At 25.0% G+C, this 25,618-nt stretch carries 20 protein-coding genes; 3 read left to right on the top strand and 17 right to left on the bottom strand.

The window, feature by feature from the left end:
- Positions 1 to 9 precede the first annotated feature (9 nt).
- Positions 10 to 498 (bottom strand): D-glycero-beta-D-manno-heptose 1-phosphate adenylyltransferase, encoded by a 489-nt coding sequence (rfaE2, locus tag N3A58_05040; protein MCX8058758.1) that lies wholly within the window; start codon positions 496 to 498, stop codon positions 10 to 12.
- 132 nt (positions 499 to 630) lie between these two features.
- On the opposite strand from rfaE2, the gene N3A58_05045 reads away from it, so the two are divergent.
- Entirely contained in the window at positions 631 to 1,788 is a 1,158-nt protein-coding gene (locus N3A58_05045) for a hypothetical protein (protein ID MCX8058759.1), read from the top strand.
- A 135-nt stretch (positions 1,789 to 1,923) separates the two neighbouring features.
- A complete protein-coding gene (locus N3A58_05050) occupies positions 1,924 to 3,240 on the top strand; it encodes a hypothetical protein (GenBank protein ID MCX8058760.1) in 1,317 nt (438 codons plus the stop codon).
- A 27-nt stretch (positions 3,241 to 3,267) separates the two neighbouring features.
- Here N3A58_05050 and nusB read toward each other — a convergent pair whose 3' ends face one another.
- The 7 genes from nusB to N3A58_05085 all read right to left on the bottom strand — a co-directional run bounded on the left by nusB (position 3,268) and on the right by N3A58_05085 (position 10,448).
- Positions 3,268 to 3,741 carry a transcription antitermination factor NusB gene (gene nusB / locus N3A58_05055; GenBank protein MCX8058761.1) on the bottom strand — a complete coding sequence of 158 codons (474 nt, stop codon included), beginning with the start codon at positions 3,739 to 3,741 and terminating at the stop codon, positions 3,268 to 3,270.
- Between the two features lie 60 nt (positions 3,742 to 3,801).
- Positions 3,802 to 4,788, bottom strand: coding sequence for a SurA N-terminal domain-containing protein (locus N3A58_05060; protein MCX8058762.1), 987 nt, complete (start codon positions 4,786 to 4,788; stop codon positions 3,802 to 3,804).
- Between the two features lie 45 nt (positions 4,789 to 4,833).
- Complete coding sequence (gene murI, locus N3A58_05065) at positions 4,834 to 5,640, bottom strand: glutamate racemase (GenBank protein MCX8058763.1); 807 nt, start codon at positions 5,638 to 5,640, stop codon at positions 4,834 to 4,836.
- An 86-nt stretch (positions 5,641 to 5,726) separates the two neighbouring features.
- Positions 5,727 to 6,104: a DUF1667 domain-containing protein gene (locus N3A58_05070; GenBank protein ID MCX8058764.1), complete on the bottom strand. Its 378-nt coding sequence runs from the start codon at positions 6,102 to 6,104 to the stop codon at positions 5,727 to 5,729.
- A gap of 27 nt (positions 6,105 to 6,131) precedes the next feature.
- Entirely contained in the window at positions 6,132 to 7,403 is a 1,272-nt protein-coding gene (locus N3A58_05075) for an NAD(P)/FAD-dependent oxidoreductase (GenBank protein ID MCX8058765.1), read from the bottom strand.
- Positions 7,404 to 7,511: 108 nt separating this feature from the next.
- A complete protein-coding gene (locus N3A58_05080; protein MCX8058766.1) occupies positions 7,512 to 8,945 on the bottom strand; it encodes an FAD-dependent oxidoreductase in 1,434 nt (477 codons plus the stop codon).
- A 195-nt stretch (positions 8,946 to 9,140) separates the two neighbouring features.
- Positions 9,141 to 10,448, bottom strand: a complete 1,308-nt coding sequence (locus tag N3A58_05085) for an NCS2 family permease (protein ID MCX8058767.1) — start codon at positions 10,446 to 10,448, stop codon at positions 9,141 to 9,143.
- Between the two features lie 205 nt (positions 10,449 to 10,653).
- On the opposite strand from N3A58_05085, the gene dnaE reads away from it, so the two are divergent.
- Positions 10,654 to 14,118 (top strand): DNA polymerase III subunit alpha, encoded by a 3,465-nt coding sequence (dnaE, locus tag N3A58_05090; GenBank protein ID MCX8058768.1) that lies wholly within the window; start codon positions 10,654 to 10,656, stop codon positions 14,116 to 14,118.
- A gap of 13 nt (positions 14,119 to 14,131) precedes the next feature.
- Here the strand turns inward: dnaE and dnaA are convergent, their stop codons facing one another.
- The 9 genes from dnaA to pth form a co-directional block, all read right to left on the bottom strand.
- On the bottom strand, positions 14,132 to 15,586 hold the full coding sequence (dnaA, locus tag N3A58_05095) for a chromosomal replication initiator protein DnaA (GenBank protein MCX8058769.1): 1,455 nt from the start codon (positions 15,584 to 15,586) through the stop codon (positions 14,132 to 14,134).
- Positions 15,587 to 15,952: 366 nt separating this feature from the next.
- The gene (locus tag N3A58_05100; GenBank protein MCX8058770.1) at positions 15,953 to 17,398 is read right to left on the bottom strand and encodes an aminopeptidase; all 1,446 of its coding nucleotides are present in this window, start codon (positions 17,396 to 17,398) and stop codon (positions 15,953 to 15,955) included.
- A gap of 53 nt (positions 17,399 to 17,451) precedes the next feature.
- Positions 17,452 to 18,633 (bottom strand): pyridoxal phosphate-dependent aminotransferase family protein, encoded by a 1,182-nt coding sequence (locus N3A58_05105; GenBank protein ID MCX8058771.1) that lies wholly within the window; start codon positions 18,631 to 18,633, stop codon positions 17,452 to 17,454.
- 120 nt (positions 18,634 to 18,753) lie between these two features.
- The gene (locus N3A58_05110) at positions 18,754 to 19,452 is read right to left on the bottom strand and encodes a hypothetical protein (protein MCX8058772.1); all 699 of its coding nucleotides are present in this window, start codon (positions 19,450 to 19,452) and stop codon (positions 18,754 to 18,756) included.
- Positions 19,453 to 19,557: 105 nt separating this feature from the next.
- The gene (gene rpiB / locus N3A58_05115) at positions 19,558 to 19,998 is read right to left on the bottom strand and encodes a ribose 5-phosphate isomerase B (GenBank protein MCX8058773.1); all 441 of its coding nucleotides are present in this window, start codon (positions 19,996 to 19,998) and stop codon (positions 19,558 to 19,560) included.
- A 55-nt stretch (positions 19,999 to 20,053) separates the two neighbouring features.
- Positions 20,054 to 21,424, bottom strand: coding sequence for a hypothetical protein (locus tag N3A58_05120; GenBank protein MCX8058774.1), 1,371 nt, complete (start codon positions 21,422 to 21,424; stop codon positions 20,054 to 20,056).
- An 89-nt stretch (positions 21,425 to 21,513) separates the two neighbouring features.
- Complete coding sequence (ftsH, locus tag N3A58_05125) at positions 21,514 to 23,508, bottom strand: ATP-dependent zinc metalloprotease FtsH (protein ID MCX8058775.1); 1,995 nt, start codon at positions 23,506 to 23,508, stop codon at positions 21,514 to 21,516.
- Positions 23,501 to 24,973 carry a tRNA lysidine(34) synthetase TilS gene (gene tilS, locus N3A58_05130; GenBank protein ID MCX8058776.1) on the bottom strand — a complete coding sequence of 491 codons (1,473 nt, stop codon included), beginning with the start codon at positions 24,971 to 24,973 and terminating at the stop codon, positions 23,501 to 23,503. The genes ftsH and tilS overlap by 8 nt, the downstream gene beginning before the upstream one ends.
- On the bottom strand, positions 24,933 to 25,586 hold the full coding sequence (gene pth, locus N3A58_05135; GenBank protein ID MCX8058777.1) for an aminoacyl-tRNA hydrolase: 654 nt from the start codon (positions 25,584 to 25,586) through the stop codon (positions 24,933 to 24,935). Before pth ends, tilS begins: the two co-directional genes overlap by 41 nt.
- Positions 25,587 to 25,618 lie beyond the last annotated feature (32 nt).

The following is a 25,618-nucleotide window of genomic DNA, read 5'->3' on the forward strand; positions in this document are numbered from 1 at the left end:
TAAATAAAATTATTTGCTCATTTTTTTAATTATATTAGTCGTTGAATAACCATTAATATAAGGAATAATCTTTAATTCTATTCCCATTTTATTTAATATGTCATATTCTATAAGATCTTCAGGTTTATAGTCACCACCTTTTACATGTATATTGGGTTTTATAATTCTTATAGTTTCAACTGGATCATTTTCTTCAAACCATGTAACAAAATCTACAAAAAAAATTGATGCTAAGATAAACATTCTATCTTCAATAGCATTAATAGGTCTGTTGCTTCCTTTCAATTTTCTTACTGATAAATCACTATTTAATGCTACAACTAAAATATCACCAAATTTTTTACATTCTGATAATAAAATTAAATGCCCTTTATGCAAAATATCGAAACATCCATTTGTAAAAACTACCTTTTTGCCGTTATATTTTTCTTTTAGCAATAAAGCTAATTTTTCTCTTTCAAATATTTTTGAATTTATTCCATTAATTAAATCATTCATAAATAAAAATTAACAAATAATATAATTTTGTCAAAAGTAGAAGACTACAAATTAAACAAATTAAATTATTAATAATCTATTAATATTTGATTTTTCTTTTGTTAAAACTATATTTATATAAAGGAGTATTTTATGCAAAAGAAAAAAATCTTAATGCTTTATGTTTTAGCAGGTGAAGGACACCTTGCAATATGTAAATCAATAAGAGATGCACTTAATACTTATTATATTAATGAATTTGATATTAGAATAGAAGATGCAATTCCTCCAAAAAATAAATTGTTAAAATTTATCTCTGAAGATACCTACCAATTTTTATCTTCTTATGCAACTCCCATCTACGGTTTTATTTATTATTTCTCACATTTAAATTTAATAAACAATATAAATGTATCTATGATTTCAAAACAATTAAAAAATTATATTTCAGAATTAATAAAAGAATTTAATCCTAATCTAATTATTGTATCTCACCCTCTTATAATCCAAGCAGTTTATGAAGCATGTAAGTTAGTAAATTTAAATATTCCTATAATTAATACAGTTTTAGATTTAAAACCAGGTCCATGGTACTTTAATAATAAAAATGTAATTTCAATGGTGCCTAATAATGAAATAAAAGAATTAGCCATCAAAAAATATAAAATACCAGAAACAAATATTGTAGTTATACCTCCACCACTAAAAAAAGGATTTTATGAAGTATGGTCTAAAGAAGAGAGAAAAATCCATAAAGAAAAATTAGGATTTAGAGGCGATAAAAAGCTTGTTTTACTTGCAGGAGGTGGAGTTGGTTTGCCTTACGGAGAATTCGTATTCAAAGAAATATTGAAAATTGATGCAGACATTGATATAGCTCTTGTCTGTGGAAGAAATAATATTTTAAAAAAAATTGCAGAAAAACTTTACAAAATATTCAATAAAATACCTGAAAGAGTTGTAAAAATATATGGATTTATTGATTTTATGCCAGAACTCATGCATTGCTCAGAACTTGTAATAACAAAAGCTGGATACTCAGGTATATTTGAAGCTCTTACATTAAGAAAACCTCTAATTATTTCTTATTACATTCTCGGACAAGAATCAGGAAATGCTGAGTTTATTAAAAAACATAAGGTTGGATATATTATAAAAAGTGCAAAAAAAATTGCTCAAAAAACTAAAGAAATCTTAACAAATGAAAATTTAGAATTAATGTTAAGGGAAAATATAATAAAACTAAATTTAGAAAACGGCTATGAAAAAATTGCTAACCTTGTTAAAAAACTAATCGAAAATAAAATATAAAATTTTCAATTTAATTTTAATATAAATAAATTTCTTATATATTAATCTTAAATATATTTTAAGTAATTTTTAAATAAATTATAAGCAAAAAATTAAATTAAAATTAATCAAAAGGAATATAAAAAAGGAGATCAGATGGATAAAGATTTAAAAGCATGGATAATTTCAGTTGAAATGGGACTTGGACATAAAAGAGCTGTTTATCCATTAAAATATCTTGCAAATGAAAAAATACTTCTTCTTGGAGAAGATGAAACATCAAACTTATCAGAAAAAAAATTATGGACAAGGCTAAGAAATACTTATGAATCTTTATCAAGAATTAAAAGCTTACCTTTAATTGGTGAATTTTTATTTAAAATAATTGATAAAGCTCAAGAGATCCCTACAAGATTTCAATACAAAAATTTAACAGCTCCAACTGTTCAACTTGAATTTATTTATAATTTTTTAAAAAAAGGGCTTGGTAAAACATTAATGGATAAAATAAAAAGCTACCCACTACCAATTATAAGTTCTTACCCTATCGCTGCTTTAATTGCTGATTATTATCACTATCCAGTAAATTATTGCATTATTTGTGATGCTGAAATTTCAAGAGTATGGGTAGCTAAAGACCCTTATAAGAGCAAAATTAGATATTTTGCTCCTTGTGGAAATGCTGTTAGAAGATTAAAAAGTTATGGAGTTCCTGATGATAGAATCTTTTTAACTGGATTTCCATTTCCAAAAGAATTATTAGGTAATAAAGAATTAAATATATTAAAATACGATGTTGCTCAAAGACTTCACTATTTAGACCCAAAAAACAGGTTTTTCCCTTTACATGAAAAAGAACTTGAACATTTTTTAGGAGTAGATAATTTAAAGTTTGAAAGAAAAAGAAAACTTTCAATATCATTCTGCATTGGTGGTGCTGGTGCTCAAGCAGATATTGCTGAGAAAGCATTAAAAAGCCTTAAAGAAAAAATAAATAATGGTGAGCTAAATTTTAATATAGTTGTTGGAAAGAGAAAAAATTTATATGAACATTTTAAAAACTATATAAATGAATTAAAAATTGATCCCGAGGGTACTTATATATTATACGGAGAAAGTGATGATGATTATTTTTCTAAGTTTTCTCAACTAATTAGAGTTACTGACATCTTATGGACAAAACCTTCTGAATTATCATTTTATGCTGGCCTTGGATTACCTATATTAATAGCACCAATTATAGGTTCTCAAGAATATTATAACAGAAAATGGTTACTCGAAATTCAAGCAGGCATTTTGCAAGATGACCCAGAATTTACTCACATATGGTTGTTTGAACTTCTAGAGGATGGGAGATTTGCAGAAGCTGCTTGGGATGGTTTTTTAAAAGCTAGAAAATACGGAACATATAAAATAGAAGAAATAATTGAAACAGGTACAATGATTAGAGAAACAAATGTTTTAAAAAGATAAAGAATTTACTAAAATAATAAAAAAAATTTATATTTTATTCTGTAACTCCTTTGAATAAGCATCAAGTATTCCATTAATAAATTTATAAGCATTTTTATTTGAATAAGCTTTGGAAATTTCTATAGCTTCATCTATAATAATTTTATGCTTCAATTTTTTATCTTCCATCATTTGATAAATTGAAAATTCTAGTATTATTTTATCTATTAAATCTATTTGATCAAAAATTCTTTTTGAAAATTTTTTAATAATATTATCTATTGCTTCTTTATTTCTAATTACACCATAATATAACATTTTAGAGTATTGAAAAATAAAATCATTATAACTTTTCTTTACCCATTTAAAACTCCCTATTTCATCAACAAGCTCAGGTAAAAAATAATATTGATAAAGAGCTTTTAAAACAAGAATCCTAGAGATTCTTCTATCAGGAATAATTATTTTATTTTCTTCTAAATTTTCTTTAATTTTTTCAAAATCAATTTCATTTTTATCCATAATTAAATATTTGTAAATTAATCTTCATATTTTAAATATTCATGGTTAATTTTCATAATATTATTGATCAATAACATCTCTTCTGTACCATATTATAATAGCTTCCTCTTTAAGTTTCTTGATAACATTTTCATAAGTTTTCTGCATATTTTCTTGCTCAAGATAATTATAAATTTTACTCTTAACATCTTCTAATGGAATAAAATCAATTTTATCTTTGCTAAAGAGATAAACAAGATAATAATCTTTTTCATAAATAAATACATCTGATAAATTATCAGGTAAAATAAAAATAAATTTTGATATAAACTCTTTAATTTCAATCTCAGGATAAATATTTTTTAATTCATCATTTATAACAATTTTATATTTTTCAGCAATTTTTTTTATAAGCTCTTTAATAGCTTTAATATTTGCTTTATTATACAATTTTTTATCTGACTCAATTAAATTTTTTATCTCTAATAAGGCTTTTTTAGCGTTTATCATATCCTGTAATTTATAATTTTCTGGAAGAACGGTCTTAACTAATAGGATATTATATTTATATGTTCCTTTATATTTATCCTTATTTTTCTCATAAAAACTTTTAACTTCTTCATTTGTTGGTTTTGGGGAAATTTTATTTATATATTCAAAAAAGAATCTATATTTTATAAAACCAAATTTTCTTTCTTCAAAAAATTCTTCATATGAGTCATAACCCATATATTTAAGTTGGTTAACAAATTGTTCTTTAGTCATATTATTATCTTTTAAAATTCTTTTTATATCATTTTCTACCTCTTCATTCTTAACTGATATACCAATTTCAGAAGCCTTTTGTTTAATTAGTATCTCATCGATCATTTCATTAATAACATCTATTTTTTTAAACTGAGGAATCTGTCCTTGTTTATAATAATAATACATTCTATCATATTTTTTTATAAATTTTAACCATGTAATAGGTTCAGAATTAACAGTTAATATTATAAAATCAACAGTCGATGAAAGTAATAAAATTAAAAACAGAGAAACAAACAAAATTTTTAATATTTTTTTCATAATTACCTCATAAATTTTTTTAAATATTTTTCAAAACTTAATTTTCTAATTTGTGTAATCCCCAATAACTATTTTTTCATAACCATAATTTTTATTTAAAATTAATTTTTCCATTAAATTGAAACATCCACTATCATCAGAAAAATAAATTTTAACATTTCCTCTTATATTTGAGTTATTAAAGTAATTATTTTTTTCTAAAAAATTAAAAACTATCCTTGAAGTGCTTTGAGATGAGTCCACTATTTTAACTTTCCCTTCAAAATAATTCTCTATTTTTCTTTTTATGATTGGATAATGTGTACATCCTAAAATTAATACATCAACTTGATTTTTTAGTTCACATAAATATTGGTCTATTACAATATCCATTACTTTATTATTTATCCAACCTTCCTCTATTAAAGGTACAAAAAGAGGTGTTGCTTTTTGTATAACATTAATATTCTTATTTTTACTATTAATTATTTCTTTATATTTATTTGAATTTACAGTAGCTTTAGTCCCAATAACACCAATACTTTTAGCAAAGCTAAAACTTAAAGCTTCTTCAACTGCTGGTTCAATAACTCCAATTATAGGTATATTGAATATGGATTTTAAATAATCTAAAGCTATAGCTGTTGAAGTATTACATGCAACAACAAGAAGTTTTATTCCTTTTTCTATTAAAAAAGCCGTATTCCTAAAGGAAAACTTCTTTATTGCTTCAGAAGATTTTGAACCATAAGGCAAATGTGCAATATCTCCAAAATAGATAAAGTTTTCATTAGGTAATAATTTTATAAGCTCAGAAAGAACTGTTAGCCCACCAACTCCAGAATCAAATACTCCTATAGATAAATTTTCCATCAAAAAAACATTATAAAATTAAACTATTTTGTCAAATTAAAAGTTATAAAAAATAAAATATTTAATAAAACTGTTTTTATAAATAATTATTCTTCCAACTCCATTGTTGAAACTATATTAACCCCTGAACCTTCAAAATTTTCTAAAATTATCTGTCCTTCTTTAATTGGAACCTTTAAATTAAGAGAGTATAAAGTATTTAATAGTCTGTCTATATATTTTTTTTCTATAGGTCTATTAGTTTTTACTGAAACTCTATTTTGGAATTTTGAATTTATCTTACAAGTTGCTGTTACTACTCTTTTAGGCATTAAGATTTCTTCTGTTCCATATATAATACCTCTTGAACATTTATTCCCTATAATATTTATATCTTCACTGTTCAAATCAGTCTTATTATCTGGAAAAGATATTTTTAATCTACAACCTAAAGGGCATGAAATACACACAATCTCCTTTTCCATAAGTTCTCCTTATATTTAAAATATATTTTATTCTAATCTAAATTCTAAATTGTTCTCATCATAGTTATAATTATTTAATACTGTAATCAAATCTTCACTCTTTATTTTTACATTTATCATTTCTGAAGGCTGAACATGGTTTAATTTAATAGTTTTAATAATGTTTCCATTCAGTTTTATTTCTAAATTAGCTCCATTTTTCACAACCATTGATCTCATATAAAAGTTATTATCAACTAATGGATCAAATTTATTGGGGCAAACATATCTTATATTAGATCCAGCATAAACAGGAAACTGTTTTTTCCCTTTTAATTCTCCTTTTAAATATTTGCAAACTGATTCGCCTGTCTTAATTCCCTCATAAGCAACATAATCAACTAAATCATGGACATGTAAAACATTGCCGCATGAAAATATACCATCAATATTAGTCATTTGGTACGCATCTACAAAAGGACCATTAGTATCAGGATTTATCAAAACTCCACATTTTTTTGATAATTCATTTTCCGGAATAAGTCCAACTGATAATAAAAGAGTATCACATTCAATATGAAATGTTTTTTCCTCAATATATTTACCATTTTCAAGAGGAGTAACATCAACACCTGTTACTCTATCCTTACCGTATATTTTGGAAACAACATGTGATAAGTACAAAGGTATATTAAAGTCGTGTAAACATTGAACAATATTTCTTGTTAATCCTGAAGGGTATGGTTGTATTTCAATTACAGCTTTAACTTTACATCCACTCCATGTTAATCTTCTAGCCATAATTAATCCAATATCCCCAGAACCTACAATTACAAACTCATTACCTGGAATATATCCATCAATATTAATTAGTCTCTGGGCTAAACCAGCTGTATATACACCAGCTGGTCTAGACCCAGGAGTACCAATGTTTCCTCTATTTCTTTCTCTACAACCCATTGCCAATACAACTGCTTTACTACTGAATCTTAATACCCCATGTAATTTAGAATAACAACTTAAAATCTTATAGTTATTTTCTACTTCTATATTTGTCACAGTAGTTTGAAGATAATAATCTATGTTTTCAAATTTTTTAATATCTTTTATAAATCTTAAAGCAAACTCAGGACCTGTAAGCTCTTCTTTAAAATAGTGAAGCCCAAAACCATTATGAATGCATTGATTTAATATTCCTCCTAATCTTTCTTCCCTCTCAACAATAGCAATCTTAAAATTTTCCTTTGCAATAGCATAAACTGCTGATAAACCTGCTGCCCCTCCTCCAATTACAACAACATCATAATTTTTTTCTTTCATATTTACCTCTTAATTTTTATGTGAAAATCATTTTTATTCTAATTAATTATTATTATAAAAAATTTTAACATTAATTAATATATATACAAATAAATAAAAATATTTATTTTAAAGTTTTTTGAATATAAGTCTTGAATCTCCTCCTCTTTTTGTTATTTGAGTTAGATCCATTTTTGTTTCTTCACTAATAATCTTTAATATTTTATAAGAACAAAAACCTCCCTGACATCTTCCCATGCCAGCCCTTGTATAAAATTTTATTCCATCCAATGTAATATGCCCTTTTCTAATTGCTTCCCTAATTTCAGCTTCAGAAACTTGCTCACATCTACAAACTATATTTGCAAAAGTAGGATCATTTTTATAAAGCATATCAACCTCAAAATCTTTTAAGAATCTAACTTTAGGAAAATCATCAATAAAAGGATCCCAATCTTTTTTTTCAGTGAGTTTAATATCCTTTTCTTTCAGTAAATCTTTAACATAATTTGCTATAGCAGGTGAAGCTGTTAAACCAGGTGATTGAATTCCAGCAACCTGCAAAAAATTTGGTGCTTTTTGTGACCATTTAATAAAAAAATCATTTGAGTCTAAAGCAGGTCTATTTCCTGCAAAAGATGTAATTATATCTTTTTCAGAAATTTGTGAAATAATTTTTTTGGTTAAATAAAGAATTTTTGTTAAATTTTCTCTATTAGTTGAAACATCTTCTTTATCATCTACATCTTCTGCTGTAGGACCTAAAAGACAAGTTCCCTCAACAGTAGGTATAACAAGTATTCCTTTTGATACAGAAGTAGGAACTGGAAATATAACTTTTGATGGGATATAATTAGCACTCTTGTCTATTAAAAAATATTCCCCTTTTCTTGCTTTAATCTTAAAATCTTCACCACTAAAAATATTTGAAATCTCATCAGCAAATAAACCTGCAGCATTAATTACAAATTTTGCTTTAATAACTTTACCATCTTTAGAAAAAATTGAATATATATTATTTGAAAAATTCGCTTTAGAAACATAAAAATCAGTATAAATTTCAACTCCATTTTTCTTTGCTGATTCAATTAATGAAAAAACAAATCTATAAGGTTCTATTATTCCACCAGTTGGTGCATATAAGCCACCAATAACTTCTGTTCCTAATTTAGGCTCAAGTTGTAGTATTCTATTTCTATTACAAAGTTCCAATCCTATAACTCCATTTTCTATTCCCTGATCATATAATTGATAACAAGATTTCATTTCTTCCTCTGTAAAAGCTACAACTAGGATACCACATCTTCTAAAAGGGAAATGTAATTCCTTTTGAAGTCTATCAAACATTAGATTTCCTTCTATTTCTAATTTAGCTTTTAAATATTTTGGAGAATGGTGAAACCCTGCATGAATAATTCCAGAATTAGCTTTCGATACACCAAAAGAAACATCAGCCTCTTTTTCAAGAACACAAATACTTAAATCATAGGATGATAATTTTCTTGCTATATTTGCTCCAACAACTCCAGCACCAATAATAGCAATATCATATACATCTTTCATAATAACCTCTTTTGTTTTTACTAATTTAACAAAATAAATTTTTCTTTTAATTAAATTTTATTATTATTTTATTTTAACTTATTTAATCTTGTATTTACTTATATATACCAATTTCCTAACAAAAAATAAAATTTAAAAAATTTTAAAAATACTATTTATATATCAATATATAAAAAATCTCTTTATAGATATCAGTTATAAAAGATGTTTTAATAAAAATACTATACTTATTATTAATGTAACTGGTGATATCTCTTTGTATTTCCCTTTAATTAATTTTATTAACACATATGAAATAATTCCAAAAATTAATCCCTCAGCAATACTATAAGTCAAAGGCATCATTAACAAAGTTAAAAAAGCAGGTATACCAACCTCATAATCATTAAAATTTATCTCTTTAATTGAGCTTATCATAAAAAAACCAACTATGATAAGTGCAGGAGCAGTTGCAGATGGTGGAATTATCAAAAATAAAGGAGATAAAAATAATGAAATAAAAAATAAGATTGCTACAGTTAATGAAGTTAAACCAGTTTTACCTCCTTCTGCAATTCCTGCAGCACTTTCAATATATGAAGTTACAGTGGAAGTACCAAAAATAGCACCAACAGTTGTTCCAATAGCATCTGAAAGTAATGCTTTCTTTACATTATATATATTTCCATTTTTATCCATTAATCCAGCTTCTGAAGCTAATCCAGAAAGTGTCCCAACGGTATCAAAAACATCAACAAATAAAAAAGTAAAAAATACTACAAAAAAATCTAAAGTAAAAATTTTATTAAATTCAAAATTAAAAAATAATGGAGGGGCTGGAATAGAGAAGAATTTAAAATCTGAATTAATTACAGTAAGTTTCAATGGTATACCAATTAAAGTTGTAATAATTATACCCAATAGTAATGCTCCTTTAATTTTTATCGTTATTAAAATAATAGTTATGACCAAACCTATAATCGTTAGTAAAGCAGGGCCATTTGAAATATCCCCAATAGTTTGTACAATATTAAAAACATTACCATCTTTTGGCAAAATAAAAGTAACTATTCCTGAATTCTTTAACCCAATATATGCAATAAACAATCCTATACCACATGCCGCTGCTTTTTTTATTTCAATAGGAATTGATTTTATAATAGATTCTCTAAAATTAATCAAAGATAATAAAATAAAAAAAATTCCTTCGAGAAATACTGCAGTTAAAGCTAACTGCCATGAATATCCCATTCCAATAACAACTGTAAATGCAAAAAATGCATTAAGCCCCATTCCAGGTGCTAAAGCAACTGGTAACTTAGCATACAAAGCCATAAATAAAGTTGCTATTGCTGATGATATACAAGTTGCTGTAAATACTGAACCTGAATTCATCCCTGCATTAGATAATATTGATGGGTTAACAGCTAATATATAAGCCATAGTCATAAAAGTAGTAATTCCTGCAAGAATCTCTGTCTTTAAATTTGTACCTTTTTCTTTTAAACCAAATATTTTTACCATAAAAACCTCAATTTTTATTATAGAATAATTATTTTTCTTTCTCAGATTTTATTAATAATTTTTTTTTTTTATTTTTCAATATAATTTTTTTTTAATTTAAGATTAACTATAAATTATAATCAAATTTTCTATTTTTAATTTTTAAAAATTTTATTTTTATGATAAGATTATTTTGATATAAAAAAAAATGGAGTTATAAATATATATGATAACTACTCCTTTTATTCACCTACATAATCATACTGAATTTTCTCTACTTGATGGTGCTTGTAAAGTTAAAAAACTTGTTAAAAAAACTATTGATTTTGGCATGCCTGGAGTAGCAATTACTGATCATGGTAATATTTTTGGAGCTATAAAATTCTACGAAGAATGTAAATCAGTTGGAATTAAACCTATAATTGGTCAAGAGTTTTACATTTCAGAAAATTCAAGGTTTGACAAATCAAAAGACAATAAAACATTTCATTTAGTATTAATTGCATTAGATAAAGAAGGGTATAAAAATTTAATTAAGTTATCATCTTTAGCTTATATTGAAGGATTTTATAAAAAACCTAGAATAGATATAGAATTACTTAAAAAATATAATAAAGGTCTTATATGCTTAACTGCTTGTCTATTAGGTGAAGTACCTTATTATGCTAAAATTGCTTATGAAAATAAAAATTATGAGAACAAATTAAAAAATGTAATTTCAAAATATCTAGATATATTTGGTAATGAAAGATTTTTTCTCGAATTAATGGACCATGGTATTGAAGACCAAATAAAAATAGGAAAAAAGTTTTTGGAAATTTCTGAAATATATGGTCTAAATATGGTTATAACAAATGATAATCATTTTATTTCCAAAGAAGAATCTTCTTTTCATGATTTAATGCTTGCTGTACAAACTCAAGATAATATAAATAACAAAGATAGATTTAAATTTGAATCTGATCAGATGTATTTTAAATCTTATGAAGAGATGAAAAACATATTTAATTTCTTACCAGATAATGTTAAAAATGAAGCATTTAAAAATACTATAAAAATCTTTGAAATGGTTAATTTGGAACTTGAATTTGGCAAATATTTTCTTCCAGATTTCAAAGTTCCGGAAAATTTATCACAAAAAGAGTATTTAAGAAAAATTGCTGAAGATGGGCTCAAAAAAAAATATAAAGAGATAACTGATGAAATAAGAAATAGATTTGAATACGAATTTTCTGTTATTGAAAAGATGGGATTTATTGGCTATTTTTTAATAGTTTGGGATATTATCAAATGGTCAAAAGATCATGGTATTCTTGTTGGACCAGGTAGAGGATCTGCTGGAGGATCAATATTAGCCTATGCTTTAGATATTACTGATATAGATCCAATAAAATACAATCTCTTATTTGAAAGATTCTTAAATCCAGATAGAATTTCTATGCCAGATATTGATATTGATATTCAAGATACTAAAAGAGACAAAGTTATTCAACATCTTAAAGATTTATATGGAGAAAATCATGTTTGCAATATAAACGCATTAAATAAACTTAAAGCTAAAAATGCTATAAGAGATGCAGCGAGAGCTCTTGGGTATTCTGCAGAAGAATCACTATATATTACAAAATTGATGGGTGATGATGATTTATCTACAGAATATGAATTAAATGAACAATTTAGAAATTATATTGATAAAGATGAAAAAAATAAAAATCTATTTGAAAATGCTAAGTTTTTAGAAAATCAATATAGGCAAACATCACTTCATGCAGCTGGCGTAGTAATAACTCCAGATGAAATTACTGAATTAATACCAGTATATGTTTCATCCCAAGAACAAAAAATAATCGCAAGTCAATATGATAAAGATGATCTTGAAAAACTTGGTTTTCTAAAAATGGATATATTAGGGCTGGGGAATCTAACTATTATAGAAGAAACAATTAAAAATATAAAAATAAACAAAAATAAAAATATTGTTTTATCTGAAATAAATTTAAATGATGAAAAAACATTTAATTTATTAAAAGAAGGAAATACAATCGGTGTTTTCCAGTTTGAATCAACAGGAATGATTAAACTACTTAAAAAGCTGAAACCAGATTCAATTGAAGATATAAGTGTTGCTTTAGCTTTATATAGACCTGGTCCTATAAAATCAGGTTATCTTGATATGTATATAGAAAGAAAACATGATAAAAGTAAAATTGAATATCCATTTGAATCATTAAAAAGTGTTCTTCAAGAAACATACGGAATTCTTGTTTATCAAGAACAAATAATGAAAACTGCTATGATTCTTTCAGGCTTCACTGGAGGGCAAGCAGATATTCTTAGAAAGGCTATTGGTAAAAAACAGGGAACTTTAATAGAAAAATTAAAAAAAGATTTTATTGAAGGTGCTGTAAAAAATGGGTATTTAAGAGATAAAGTTGAAAAATTGTATAATGATATAGAAAATTTTGCAAGTTACTGTTTCAACAAATCACATTCAGTTGCGTATGCTCATATAAGCTATATTACAGCTTACCTAAAAGCAAACTACCCATTAGAATATATGACAGCAATACTTAATTATAACCTTGGAATTAAAATCGAAGATTTTAAAATTTATTTAGAAGATACAAAATTGCAAAATATTAAGATCCTAGAACCAGATATAAATAAATCTGATATAATTTTCAAAATAGAAGGTAAAAACATTAGATACGGACTATCTGCAATAAAAGGTGTGGGAGAGGCTGTAGCACAATATATAATAGAAGAAAGAGAAAAAAATGGTTTATACAAAAATTTTATTGATTTTATAAAAAGAGTCAATAAATCGAAAGTAAATAAAAAAGTACTTGAAACGCTTATTTCAATTGGTTCCTTTGATTTTTGTAACATAAGGAGAGAAATTTTACTTGAAATTCTTCCAGAAATTCTTGAATATTTTGAAAAAAATGAATCAGAAAAAAATGATCTCTTTACCAGCATTGACATAAATAAAGATGAAATATTTTTTAAGAATTTAGTTAATAGTTATAAAAATAAAGTAAAATTATGGGACCAACAAAAGTTTTTTGAAATACAACTTGAATATTTAGGTGACTTCATTACAATTTCACCTTTTGACAATTATTTGAGAGAAATCTTTTATTATAATTCATATGAAATTGATGAATTAATATATGATGAAAATTATAACAATAAAAAAATTCAAATGATAGGCTATATAGAAAAAATCCAGAGAAAAAAAAATAAAGATAATAAAGAATTTTTTATAGTTTTTGTTAATTTTTATTTTTTTAAAACAAATATTTTTGTATTCCAAAATGGAGATAATAGCACTTACAACAAAATTAAAGAATTAGAAAAAGAAAATGATTATTCATTATGGAACTTTGAAATTAATATAAAAAGAATTCCAGAAAGAAAAGAAGCTATGCTTATTTTATCAAACATTCATGATAAAGATTCAATTATAAAAGCCCCATTAAAAAAAATAAAAATATTAATTGATAAAAATTTTGAAGAAATGGATATTAAAAAAATCAAAACTATTATAAAAGAAAACCCAGGAAAAACAGAAGTTTATTTAAAAGTAGAAAACGAAATTGGAATATTAAAATTGAATAATAGCTTTGATGATTCAAAAATAAGTTTATTTGAAAACATTAAATCAATCAAAGAACTCATTAAAAGTTAGCTCTTATAAAAAATCAACTTAATAGCTCTTTTTTTATAGTCTCCACAGTTATCCTTAAAACACTATCCTCTTTTATAAGTGAATCTATTTTAGAATAAGCATGTAAAATAGTTGAGTGATCTTTTCCTCCAAAAGAAAGGCCAATTTCAGTAGTAGAGTAATTTGTAAGTTCTCTCGCTAAATACATTGCTACATTCCTTGCTAAAGCAATAGATTGATTTCTTTTTTTAGATTTAATATCAACAGTCGAAACTTTGAATGATTCTGCAACTTTTCTTATAATATCATCTATAACTATAACTTTTTTATCATCAACATATTTGAGTTGATCTTTTAATATTTCAGAAGCTTTTTCTGGGTTTATTTCTGATGTATCAACTGCAAAAATATCACAGTATGCAATTATTTTTATAAGTGCAGATTCTAAATCCCTTATAGAACTTTTAACATTTTTAGCAATATAGTGTATCAGTTCATTTGAAAATTTTCTTCCTTCAATTGATGCTTTTTTGTTAAGAATAGCTACTCTTGTTTCAAAATCTGGTGATACAATTTTTACAGTTAACCCCCATTCCATTCTATTTCTGACCCTTTCTTCAAAATCTTGCAAATCTTTAGGTGGTCTATCACATGTAAATACCATCTGTTTTCCAGCTTGATGAAGAATATTGAAAGTATGAAAAAATTCTTCCATAGAAGCATCTTTCTTTTCTAAAAATTGAATATCATCTAGTAGTAAAATATCAGCTTTTCTATATTTCAATCTAAAAAATTCCATCTGCTTATTTTGTAAAGAATAGATAAATTCATTAACAAATTGATCTACAGGTATATAAACCACTTTCAAATCAGGAAAATGTTCTATAATATAATGTGCAATTGCTTGTAATATATGGGTTTTCCCCAAACCAACAGAACCATAAATAAATAAAGGATTAAAATTCTGACCTGGAAATTTTGCAACTCTTAATGCAGCTGCAGCACAAAATTTATTATTATTTCCAATAACAAAATTATCAAAGGTATATTTTGGATTTAAGTGAAATGCTTGATTATAATTTAATATAGATTCTCTATCATTCTTTTTATTATTATCTTCCTTTACTCCAATCTCATTAATTAAATTTTTCACTTTTTCATCTAAATTTTTACCTAAATTATTTTCTTTTAAATTGATATTAATTTTTTCTTTTAAATCAGAGCTAACTTTTTTTTCTTTTACTTGTAATTTAATTTTTGGATCTTTATTAATTATCTCCTTCAAATTTTCATAAAAACAAATAAAGAATTCTTTTTCAAATTTATCCTTCGAAATAATGGAAGGAAAATATAAAATAAATTCCTCACCATTTTTTTCAAATTCTATATTATTAAACCAAACATTATAAGAAAACTCATCGATTATGTTCTTTGAAATCATATAATTAATCAAATCTGAAAAAATTTTATCCTTTACCATCTCTGACATAAAAAATTCCTTCACAAGTTATTCACAATTAAAATTTTTAAAATTATAAAATTTTATAAATTTAAATTATAATATTTTATACAATCCTTAAATATCAATAATTTAAGGAATTCAAAAAAATAAAAAATAATAAATCTTTATTGATTATATAAACTAATAATTTATTCACATTTTATTCACATTTTACTTTTTATACATTGTTTAAATATTATATTATATTTAAAAAATTTGTCTATAAAATTTATTTAAGAATTATTTAAAATAAATTAAATTACTATTTGCAATTATAAAGATTTATTAAAATATATTGAAAAATATTAAGTTTTCCAGAATTTATAATTCTATAATATAATAAATGCAATTTAACTAATTAAATTCTTCATAAAACATTTTATAAAAACTAAATGTTTCATATAAATCTGCTTTAGAAATAATTTCAAACGGAGCATGCATTCCTAGAACTGGAACACCAGCATCAATAGTTGAAATTCCAAAAAAAGATATATATTTTGCTACAGTGCCACCACCACCTTCATCAACCTTTCCTAAAGTTGCATATTGCCATAAAATATTATTTTTATTCAATAAATTTCTTAACTTTGCAAAAAACTCAGGATCTGCATCGTTTGATGCACTTTTACCTCCTGAACCAGTATATTTAAGCAAAGATACCCCATGAGACAAATAAGGAGTATTTTGTTGATCAAAAACAGATTTATATAATGGATCAAAGGCTGCTGAAACATCTGAAGAAATGCAATAAGATTTTCTTAATGCTTTGCTTATACTGTATGGTGAATCTTTTTTAAATACCTTTGCCAATATAGAATAAAGATGGTATAAAATCATAGAATCAGCACCAGTCATACCACTGGAGCCGATCTCTTCCTTATCAAGTAACAAAGCTATTGATATTTTTTTAACTTTATTTGATTCGATTAAAGACTTACAAGCAAGATATGAACAAACTCTATCATCATGCCCATAACCACCTATTAAACTTCTGTCAAACCCGACATCATAAGCTTTTAGAGCTGGAACAACTTCTATTTCAGCAGATATAAAATCCTCTTCTTTAATACCATAATCTTTATTTAATTTTTCAAGTATATTTAATTTTACTTTTTCTTTAATCTTTTTATCTTTTATTGGAATATTGCCAGCAATTAGTATTAAATTTTCTCCTTCTATACCATTTAGTAATTTTTTTTCACCTTGAACCTTTTGTGCTAAATGTGGAAGAAGATCAGATATTACAAAAACAGGATCATTTTCTTTTTCACCAATAGTAATTTCTACAGATTTACCATTCTCTAAAAATACTATTCCATGCAAAGCAAGTGGAATATTTAACCATTGGTATTTTTTAATACCTCCATAATAATGAGTTCTCAATAAAGCAAGTTCACTATCTTCATATAAAGGATTCTGTTTAAGATCAAGTCTTGGAACATCATTGTGTGCAGCTATTATATTTAACCCATTTTCAAAGTCCTCTTCCCCTACTCTTCCTATTATTAAAGCTTTATTTATAATATTTAAATAAAAACCATCTCCTTTTTTTAGTTGGATATTCTCATCTTCAATGTTAATGTAAGATTTTTTTTTCAAAATATTTAGAAAATAGTTAACCACCTCTCGTTCAGTTTTACATTCAGAAAGAAATCTTTTATAATCTTCTGAAAGTTCAAAAGCTTTTTTTATTTCTACATCTTCTTTAACTTCCCAAAAATTTTTAGATTTATAAGACAATTCCTCATTAAGTTTTTCATAATAAGATTTTTCCTCATTTTTAGTTTCTTTATTATTCATAAAATTATTCTCCTCTAAAATTTTTTATATGTTAAATCTTTTATTAAAAATTATTAATTTATTATTCCAAGAAGTTTTGCTCCTTTTTCAAAAACATCCAAAGCATAATCTATCTGCTCTTTTGTATGAGTTGCTATATAAGATGTCCTAATGATACATTGATTTGGTTGAACAGCTGGAGGTAAAACAGGATTTACAAACAGGTTATTGTCTGCAAGATATCGCCAAAACTTTAAGGTTAAATCTCTATCTCCAACTTTAATCGGTATTATTGGAGTAATAGAGTTTCCAATATCAAATCCTCTTTTCAAAAAACCTTCTCTAGCATAATTTGTAATATCCCATAAATTTTTAATTCTTTCAGGTTCTCTTATCATTATATCAAGAGCTTTTGATGCAGCTGCAACAAGTGCTGGTGCAAGTGAAGCAGAAAATATAAAAGGTCTTGAAGTATGCCTTATATAATCAATAACTTTTCTATCACCAGCAATGAAACCACCTTGAGAAGCAAGAGATTTTGAAAATGTACCCATAATTATGTCAACTTTATCAGTTAAACCAAAATGAGCAGCAGTCCCTCTTCCTTGAGGTCCCAAAACACCAATGGAATGAGCATCATCCACCATAATTCTAGCATTATATTCTTGACAAATTTCAACCAACTGTGGAAGTGGTACAATGTCTCCATCCATTGAATAAACTCCATCAACTACAACCATCTTTGGTTCATCTTTAATTGATTTAAGAATTCTTGCAAGATCATCCATATCATTGTGTTTGAATTTCAATACCTTAGCAAACCCTAGTCTTGCTCCTTCAATTATTGAGGCATGATCAAGCTTATCAAGAATTATATAATCTCTTCTACCGGCTAAAGCTGAAATACAACCTTGATTTGCAAAAAAACCTGTAGAATAAATTATGCAATCTTCTTTACCAACAAATGCAGCAAGTTTTTTTTCTAATTCTTCATGTATATCAAGAGTTCCATTTAAAAACCTTGAACCTGCACATCCAGTTCCATGTTCTTCTATAGCTTTAATAGATGCTTCTTTAACCTCTGGATGCGATGTTAAACCAAGATAAGAATTTGATCCAAGCATTAAAACTTCTTTACCATCAATTATAACAACTGTATCATTTTTTGAATGATGTGCTCTAAAATAAGGATATATATTAAGTTGCTTTGCAATATCTGGATCATTATAAGCATAGCATTTTTCAAAAATGTCCATAAAGCCTCCTAAAAACTAAAGTGGTGAAAGATCATTAACAACATTTGAAATTGTACAAATATAAAAAAAGTTACTATCGAAATTTTATTTGTCAAATATTTTATTCTTTATATTAAACAGTCAGTTAAATATAAAATTGTTATCAATAAATGATTTGATTTTTTTAAGAAATGAAAAAACATTTTTATTTCTTACAAGAAAAAACGAAATAAATCCAAAATTTTTGCACTCTTCAAGAGCATCTATATCACCTTCAAAAGCAATGATTTTATCAGGTGTTAAATTATCTAATCTTATTTTTTCATTTAAATAGTACCAAAATTGAGGATCAGCTTTTGATATTTTGAAATCGGATGAAGTTAATAATTTAATATTATTTTTATAGAAATTTTTATAAACCTTTTCTTGAAGATATTTATCTATTTTTTCTTTGTGTAAATTATCAAAATTTCCCAAAAAATAGATTATCTCTAATTTGCCAAAGGAATTCAAGAACTCAACTAAACTATCCATATAATTTTCATTTATTTTTAAAATATCAATATAACAATTTATAATCTGATCCCTTTTTTTAAAATATTTTTCATTTAATCCAAAACTTATATAATTTAATGATTGAAGAAAAAAATTATCAAAATTGTATCTACCTATTAAAAAATGATAATATGAATCAGAAAATAAATATTCAACAATTGTTTCTTTTTTAACTTTACTTAAATCTTCAATACAATTAAAAAATTTTTCCCATTCAAATTCTATAAATGGATAATTTAAATCAAATATTATAGAATTTATTCTTAATTTATTTAAATAAGACATATTTAAAAAATTAGATATATAATATATTAGTTAAAAACTTTTTATATAATTTTTTAAAAATATTAATTAATTTATTTAAATTATTTCAAACAAAAATTTTAAATTCTATAAATTTTCAAGTTTATTTATTTTTTCAATTCTTGTTTTATGTCTATCACCTTCAAAGTTCGAATTTAAAAATGCATCAATCATTTTTGCAACAATATTTATATCCATAGTTCTACCACCGAAGCATATAATATTTGCATCATTATGTTTTTTTGCAAGTTCAGCCACCTGCTCATTATACAATAAAGCAGCTCTTATGCCTTTAATTTTATTTGCAGCAATACATATCCCTATTCCTGTTCCACATATTAAAATCCCAATGTTATCTTTACCTTTTAAAACCTCTCTCGCTACTTTCTCAGCTATGTCTGGATAATCAACTCTATTTTCAGAATATACACCTAGATCAGCAAATTTCAAATTTTTAGATAAAAGAAAATTTTTTATATCTTCCTTTAACTTAAACCCAGCATGATCAGAGCCTATAAAAATCATAATACCTCAACATTTTTATTAATTTTTCTTATATATTTATAATAATTAAGATTCTTTCCTAACTAAAATAATAATCTATCTTTTGAGAAAGCTCATCAACCAATTCTTTTTCACCTTCAATTATTACTCTTAAAATCGGTTCTGTATTCGATTCCCTAACATGAATAAAACCATCTTTCAAGTTAAATCTTGTTCCATCTAATTTATTTATATCTTTTATATATTCCCCAAAGTTCAAATAGATCATTCTTTCAAATCTTTCCATATGAAAATTTTCTTTTGAGTATTTTTTCTTTATCATCTTAATATTTTTAAATTTATCATACAATCTATAAAGATAATCTCTATCTTTAGCTAAAAATTCTAAAATAAAAGATGTTGCAACTAAAGAGTCCCTTGAATTAGATACATTAAAATATATTACTCCTCCATTTCCCTCACCACCAAATTTAATATTATTTTCAATCATTTTTTTTGTAACATTTATTTCTCCAACTTTAGAAAATAGTACATTTTGTCCTGCTTTATCAGCAAGTTTTTTAATCATATTTGAAGTTGATAAATTAATAACAATATCACTTTTCTCTTTCTTTAGATAATAAGCATATGAAAAAAGAAGCACAAATTCTTCTGATATAATTTCTCCATCCTTTAATAGAACTGCAACTCTATCACCATCAGGATCATACACAAAACCTATATCATAATCTTTGCCTTTCATAAATTCTGATAAATATTTCATAGTATTTACATTAGGTTCAGGTTCTCTTTCAAATGCTTTTTCTGGATTATTAAAAATAGAATCGAAGGAAACTCCAAACCTATTTAATAATTCTGGAATTGCAAAAATAGTTGTACCATTACAAAAATCACATGCAACTTTAAGTTTAGCTTTTCTTATAGAATCAACATCAAAATTATTTTCTATTTTATCAATATGGGCTTTAATTATAGAATCAATTTTATTATAATTACCAAATTTATCTAAATAAGAATAGCCATTTTGGATAATTTCTCTCTCTTTTTCAGAAATATAAACTTTAAATTTTTCAATATCATTTTCATCAAGAAAATATCCACCTTTTTTTATAAGTTTTAATGCATTATATTGAATAGGGTTATGAGAGGCAGTTATCATTATTCCACAATCAATATTCATATCCTTTACTCCAAATAAAAGAGAAGGAGTAGGTATAACGCCAAAATCAAATATATCAACACCTTTAGACAAAATTATAGATTTAATAAATTCTTTATATATAATTGAAGATGGTCTTGTATCTATTCCAATAGCAATTTTATTTGGATTCATAAATTCAATAAATGAATTAACCAAATCAAATAATATTTCAGGATTTAAATCTTCACCAATTAGACCTCTATATCCTGAAACATTTATTTTTTGAATAATTTTATCTAATGATTTCAAATATGTCCTCCCAAAAAATATTAATTCCCTTTTATAATTTTAATTCTTACTATATTGTTATTTATTTTTCATTTTTATTTTACTATATATTATTTCTTTTCTTCTTTCTTTACAGATTTTTTAGATGATTTTTTTCTTTTGTTTTCTTTTTCTTTTTGTTTAGCATTTTTTTCAATTCCTTCATATTCAACTATAATATTTTTTTTACCATCATCATCAATTAATTTTCCATTATAAAAATCTTCATCACTTTTAAAACTTGGTTTTTCTAAACCAACAAGTTCATATATTTGGTCTGCTGTTAAAGATTCTTTTTCTAATAAACTATTTGCAATTTTATCGAGTTTATCTTTGTTTTCAATTATTAATTTTTTAGTCTTTTCATAACATTGAGTAACTATTTTTTTTATCTCTTCATCTATTAATTTAGCTGTATTATCTGAATAATTTTTTTCTTTAATAAGATCTTTACCTAAAAAAACATCTTCTTTAGACTCTCCGAATTGAATAGGTCCTAGTGATGACATTCCCCATTTACAAACCATATCATGAGCAATTTTTGTTGCCCTTTCCAAATCATTTTCAGCACCAGTAAATGTTTCATTAAAAATAAGTTCCTCTGCAACTCTTCCTCCAAGAAAAGAGCAAATTGTATCTATATAAAAAGATCTTGAATAGTGATGTCTATCATCAACAGGCAAATTCCAAGTAATACCTAATGCCATCCCTCTTGGAACAATTGTAACTTTATGTAAAGGATCTAAATTTTTAAGCAAAAGATGCATAAGAGCATGTCCTGCTTCATGATATGCTGTAATTTTTTTCTCTTTATAACCTATAACAAGAGATTTTCTTTCAGGTCCTAAAAATACTTTATCTCTTGCTTCTTGAATTACCTCATTATTGATTTTTGATAAATTTTTTCTTGCTGCAAGAATAGCTGCCTCATTTACAATATTAGCAAGATCAGCACCAGACATACCAATAGTAGCTCTTGCTAACTCCCATAGATCAACATCTTTATCAAGTGGTACTTTTTTTGTATGAATTTTTAATATCTCATACCTTCCCTTAACATCAGGTCTATCAACAACAACTCTCCTATCAAATCTTCCTGGTCTCAATAAAGCATTGTCTAAAATGTCTGGCCTATTTGTAGCTGCTAAAACAATTACGGAATCAGTAGACTCAAATCCATCCATTTCTACAAGTAATTGGTTTAATGTTTGTTCTCTTTCATCATGCCCTCCGCCTAGTCCTGCTCCTCTAGACCTACCAACAGCATCAAGCTCATCAATAAAAATAATTGAAGGAGCATTTGATTTAGCTTGCATAAAAAGATCTCTGACCCTAGCAGCTCCAACACCAACAAACATTTCAACAAAATCTGATCCTGAAATTGAAAAAAATGGAACTCCAGCTTCACCAGCAACTGCTTTTGCAAGTAAAGTCTTACCACATCCTGGAGGACCAACTAGCAATATACCTCTTGGGATTTTAGCTCCTAAAGCTTGAAACTTTTGAGGTTTTTTAAGATACTCTACAACCTCAACAAGTTCTTGTTTAGCTTCTTCAACTCCTGCAACATCATTGAAAGTTACATTTGTATTTGTTATTTTTCTAGCTCTTGCTCTTGCAAAATTGAATGCTTGATTATTTGCTCCTCTTATCTGTCTATTAAACATATTAAAAATAAGTATTAAAAAAATAATAGAGGAACCTATTAAAAAGATAGTATACCAGAAACCTGAGGAATCTTTTACTTCTGATCCCTTAATTACTTCAACCCCAGAACTTCTTATTCTATTTAGCAAATCTGGATCGACATAAGGAATATATGTTTTATATCTATAATTAGAAGTTTTTGATATACAAAATATCCAATTTCCCCTTATTTCAACTTCTTTAATTTGATTATTCTCAAGATAACTTAAAAACTCTGAATAAGGGATATCTACATAATTTGTAATAGTTGTTTTTGAAAGATTAAAAAAAATAAAAATAAAAGCAGCAAGTAAAAGTATAATAAAAATAATCTGTCCAACTTTATTTTTGTTTTCCTCATTACTATTAAAATCACCCATAAAAATTAATCCCTTCTTTTATATCAATTTTTATAACAAATTTTGTTTTATTATCTACATAAAATTTCTTAGAGAGAAAATACCTCTTATTAAAGTAGAAACCTACTATCTCTTCTTTTATTACATTTTCTTTTTTATTTAACTCTTTATTTTTTTTAATATCTTTATTTTTATCTAATTTCTTAATTACTAGAACAAATTTTCTTAAAAACCATGGTATTTTAAACTCATTAAAAATCTTTTTTAACTTCTTTTTTTTATCAAAATCATAAAATATATAATCACCTTCTCTCCATAAATCAACAACCAATATACCATTTACCTTTTCTTTATCAATAAAAAATGAATCTTTTAAATTTAATATTTCTTTGCTATCAATTTTTTCTTCCTTATAATATAAATAATAATAAAAAAATTCATTTTCTCCAAGATTTAAATTTTTACAATAATTAGGAATAGAGTTTAACAATTTTAAGTAAAACATTCTTTCATAAAAATAAATATTACCTAAGGAGTAAAATATTATTATTTTTTTATCAGAATAAACAATTTTTTTACCTATATTTTTATTTTTCAAATAATTACTGAGTAATTTTTCAATTGAGTCTATAATACTTCTTGTTACACTCTCTTTATCCCTTTTATTTTTAATAATGTTAATTATTAAAAAGTAAAACTCTATTTTCTCAAGTCTAATTAATTCATCAATTTCAATAAAACTTCTATTTTTAATTAGCTCAATTTTACTACTCAATTTTTTAATAAAATATTGATTAACCTCTTCAACTATATCAACAAAATTTGAAATATGAATTTTGTAATTTTTAAATCTATCACCTATATTTTTAAGCAAAACATTCCTAATATAATTTCTTTCATAATTAATATCAAAATTTGTTTTATCCTCAAAATAAAAAATTTTATTGTCTTCCAAATATCTATAAATCTCTTTTTTTTCAATATTATAAAAAGGTCTTATAATTTTATCATCTCTTATCTTTTTTATTCCAGTTATTCCATTAAGACCAGTTCCTTTGAATAATCTCATTAAAACTGTTTCACATTGATCATCCAAATGATGCGCAGTAAATAGATAATCTATATTAAAAATTCTCATAAAATCAAATATGTTTTCATATCTAACTTTTCTTCCTATCATTTCAAGAGATTCGTTAGAATTTATTTTATATTTTTTACAATCAAATCTTAATATTAGATAATTTATTTTTAAGTTATCAAGTAAATTTTTAATATAAAGTTCTTCTTGTAAACTTTCTTCTCTAATAAGATGGTTCAAATGAAAAACAGAAATTTCAAAATTAATTTCTTTCTTTAGTTCTAAAAGACAAAAAAAAAGAGCTGTTGAATCAGCTCCTCCAGAAAAAGAAACACCTATATTTTTATTCTTTATATCTATTTTAATGTTAGTCAAGTTCTGGTAAAGTAGGTTCTTTAGAAAGCTCATCTTTAATTATTGGTTTAACCCTTATTAAGTTTTTAACTGCTTCTTCATAACCATTTAATATAAAACCTTTAATAACCTCAAAAGCATTTTTAAAAATAATATTTTCAAGCAAGTATTGCTCAACAAGAGTAAAATCTCCTAGGACATATTTAATAATCTCTTCTCTGTCAGTAATTTCATTCCCATCTTTATCCTTAGGTCTTCCAATTCCAATTCTTAGCCTTGCAAATTTATCTCGCCCTAATAATTGTTGAACTGATCTTACTCCATTATGTCCTGCATCAGATCCACTATTTTTTAATCTAATGTCTCCAAAATCAAGATCAAGATCATCATAAACCACTATTAATTCGTCTTCTTTAACTTTCATAAAAGCAGACATGAAAAGAATAGCTTCCCCTGAATTATTCATAAAAGTTAACGGTTTAACTAGTGTAACTTCTTTAGAATTATATGTAAAACTTAAATAATCACATTTCTTTTTTTTTGTAATAAAATCAGATACTTGTAATCCAAACCTCTTTGCAATATAATCTATAAAAGAAAAACCAACATTATGTCTATTTTTCTTATATATTTCACCAGGATTACCTAATCCCGCAATAAGTATCATAGCCTCTTTCTTTTAATTTAATAAAGAATAAA

The organism is Spirochaetota bacterium, from assembly GCA_026415295.1.
Classification (GTDB): Bacteria; Spirochaetota; JAAYUW01; order JAAYUW01; family JAOAHJ01; genus JAOAHJ01.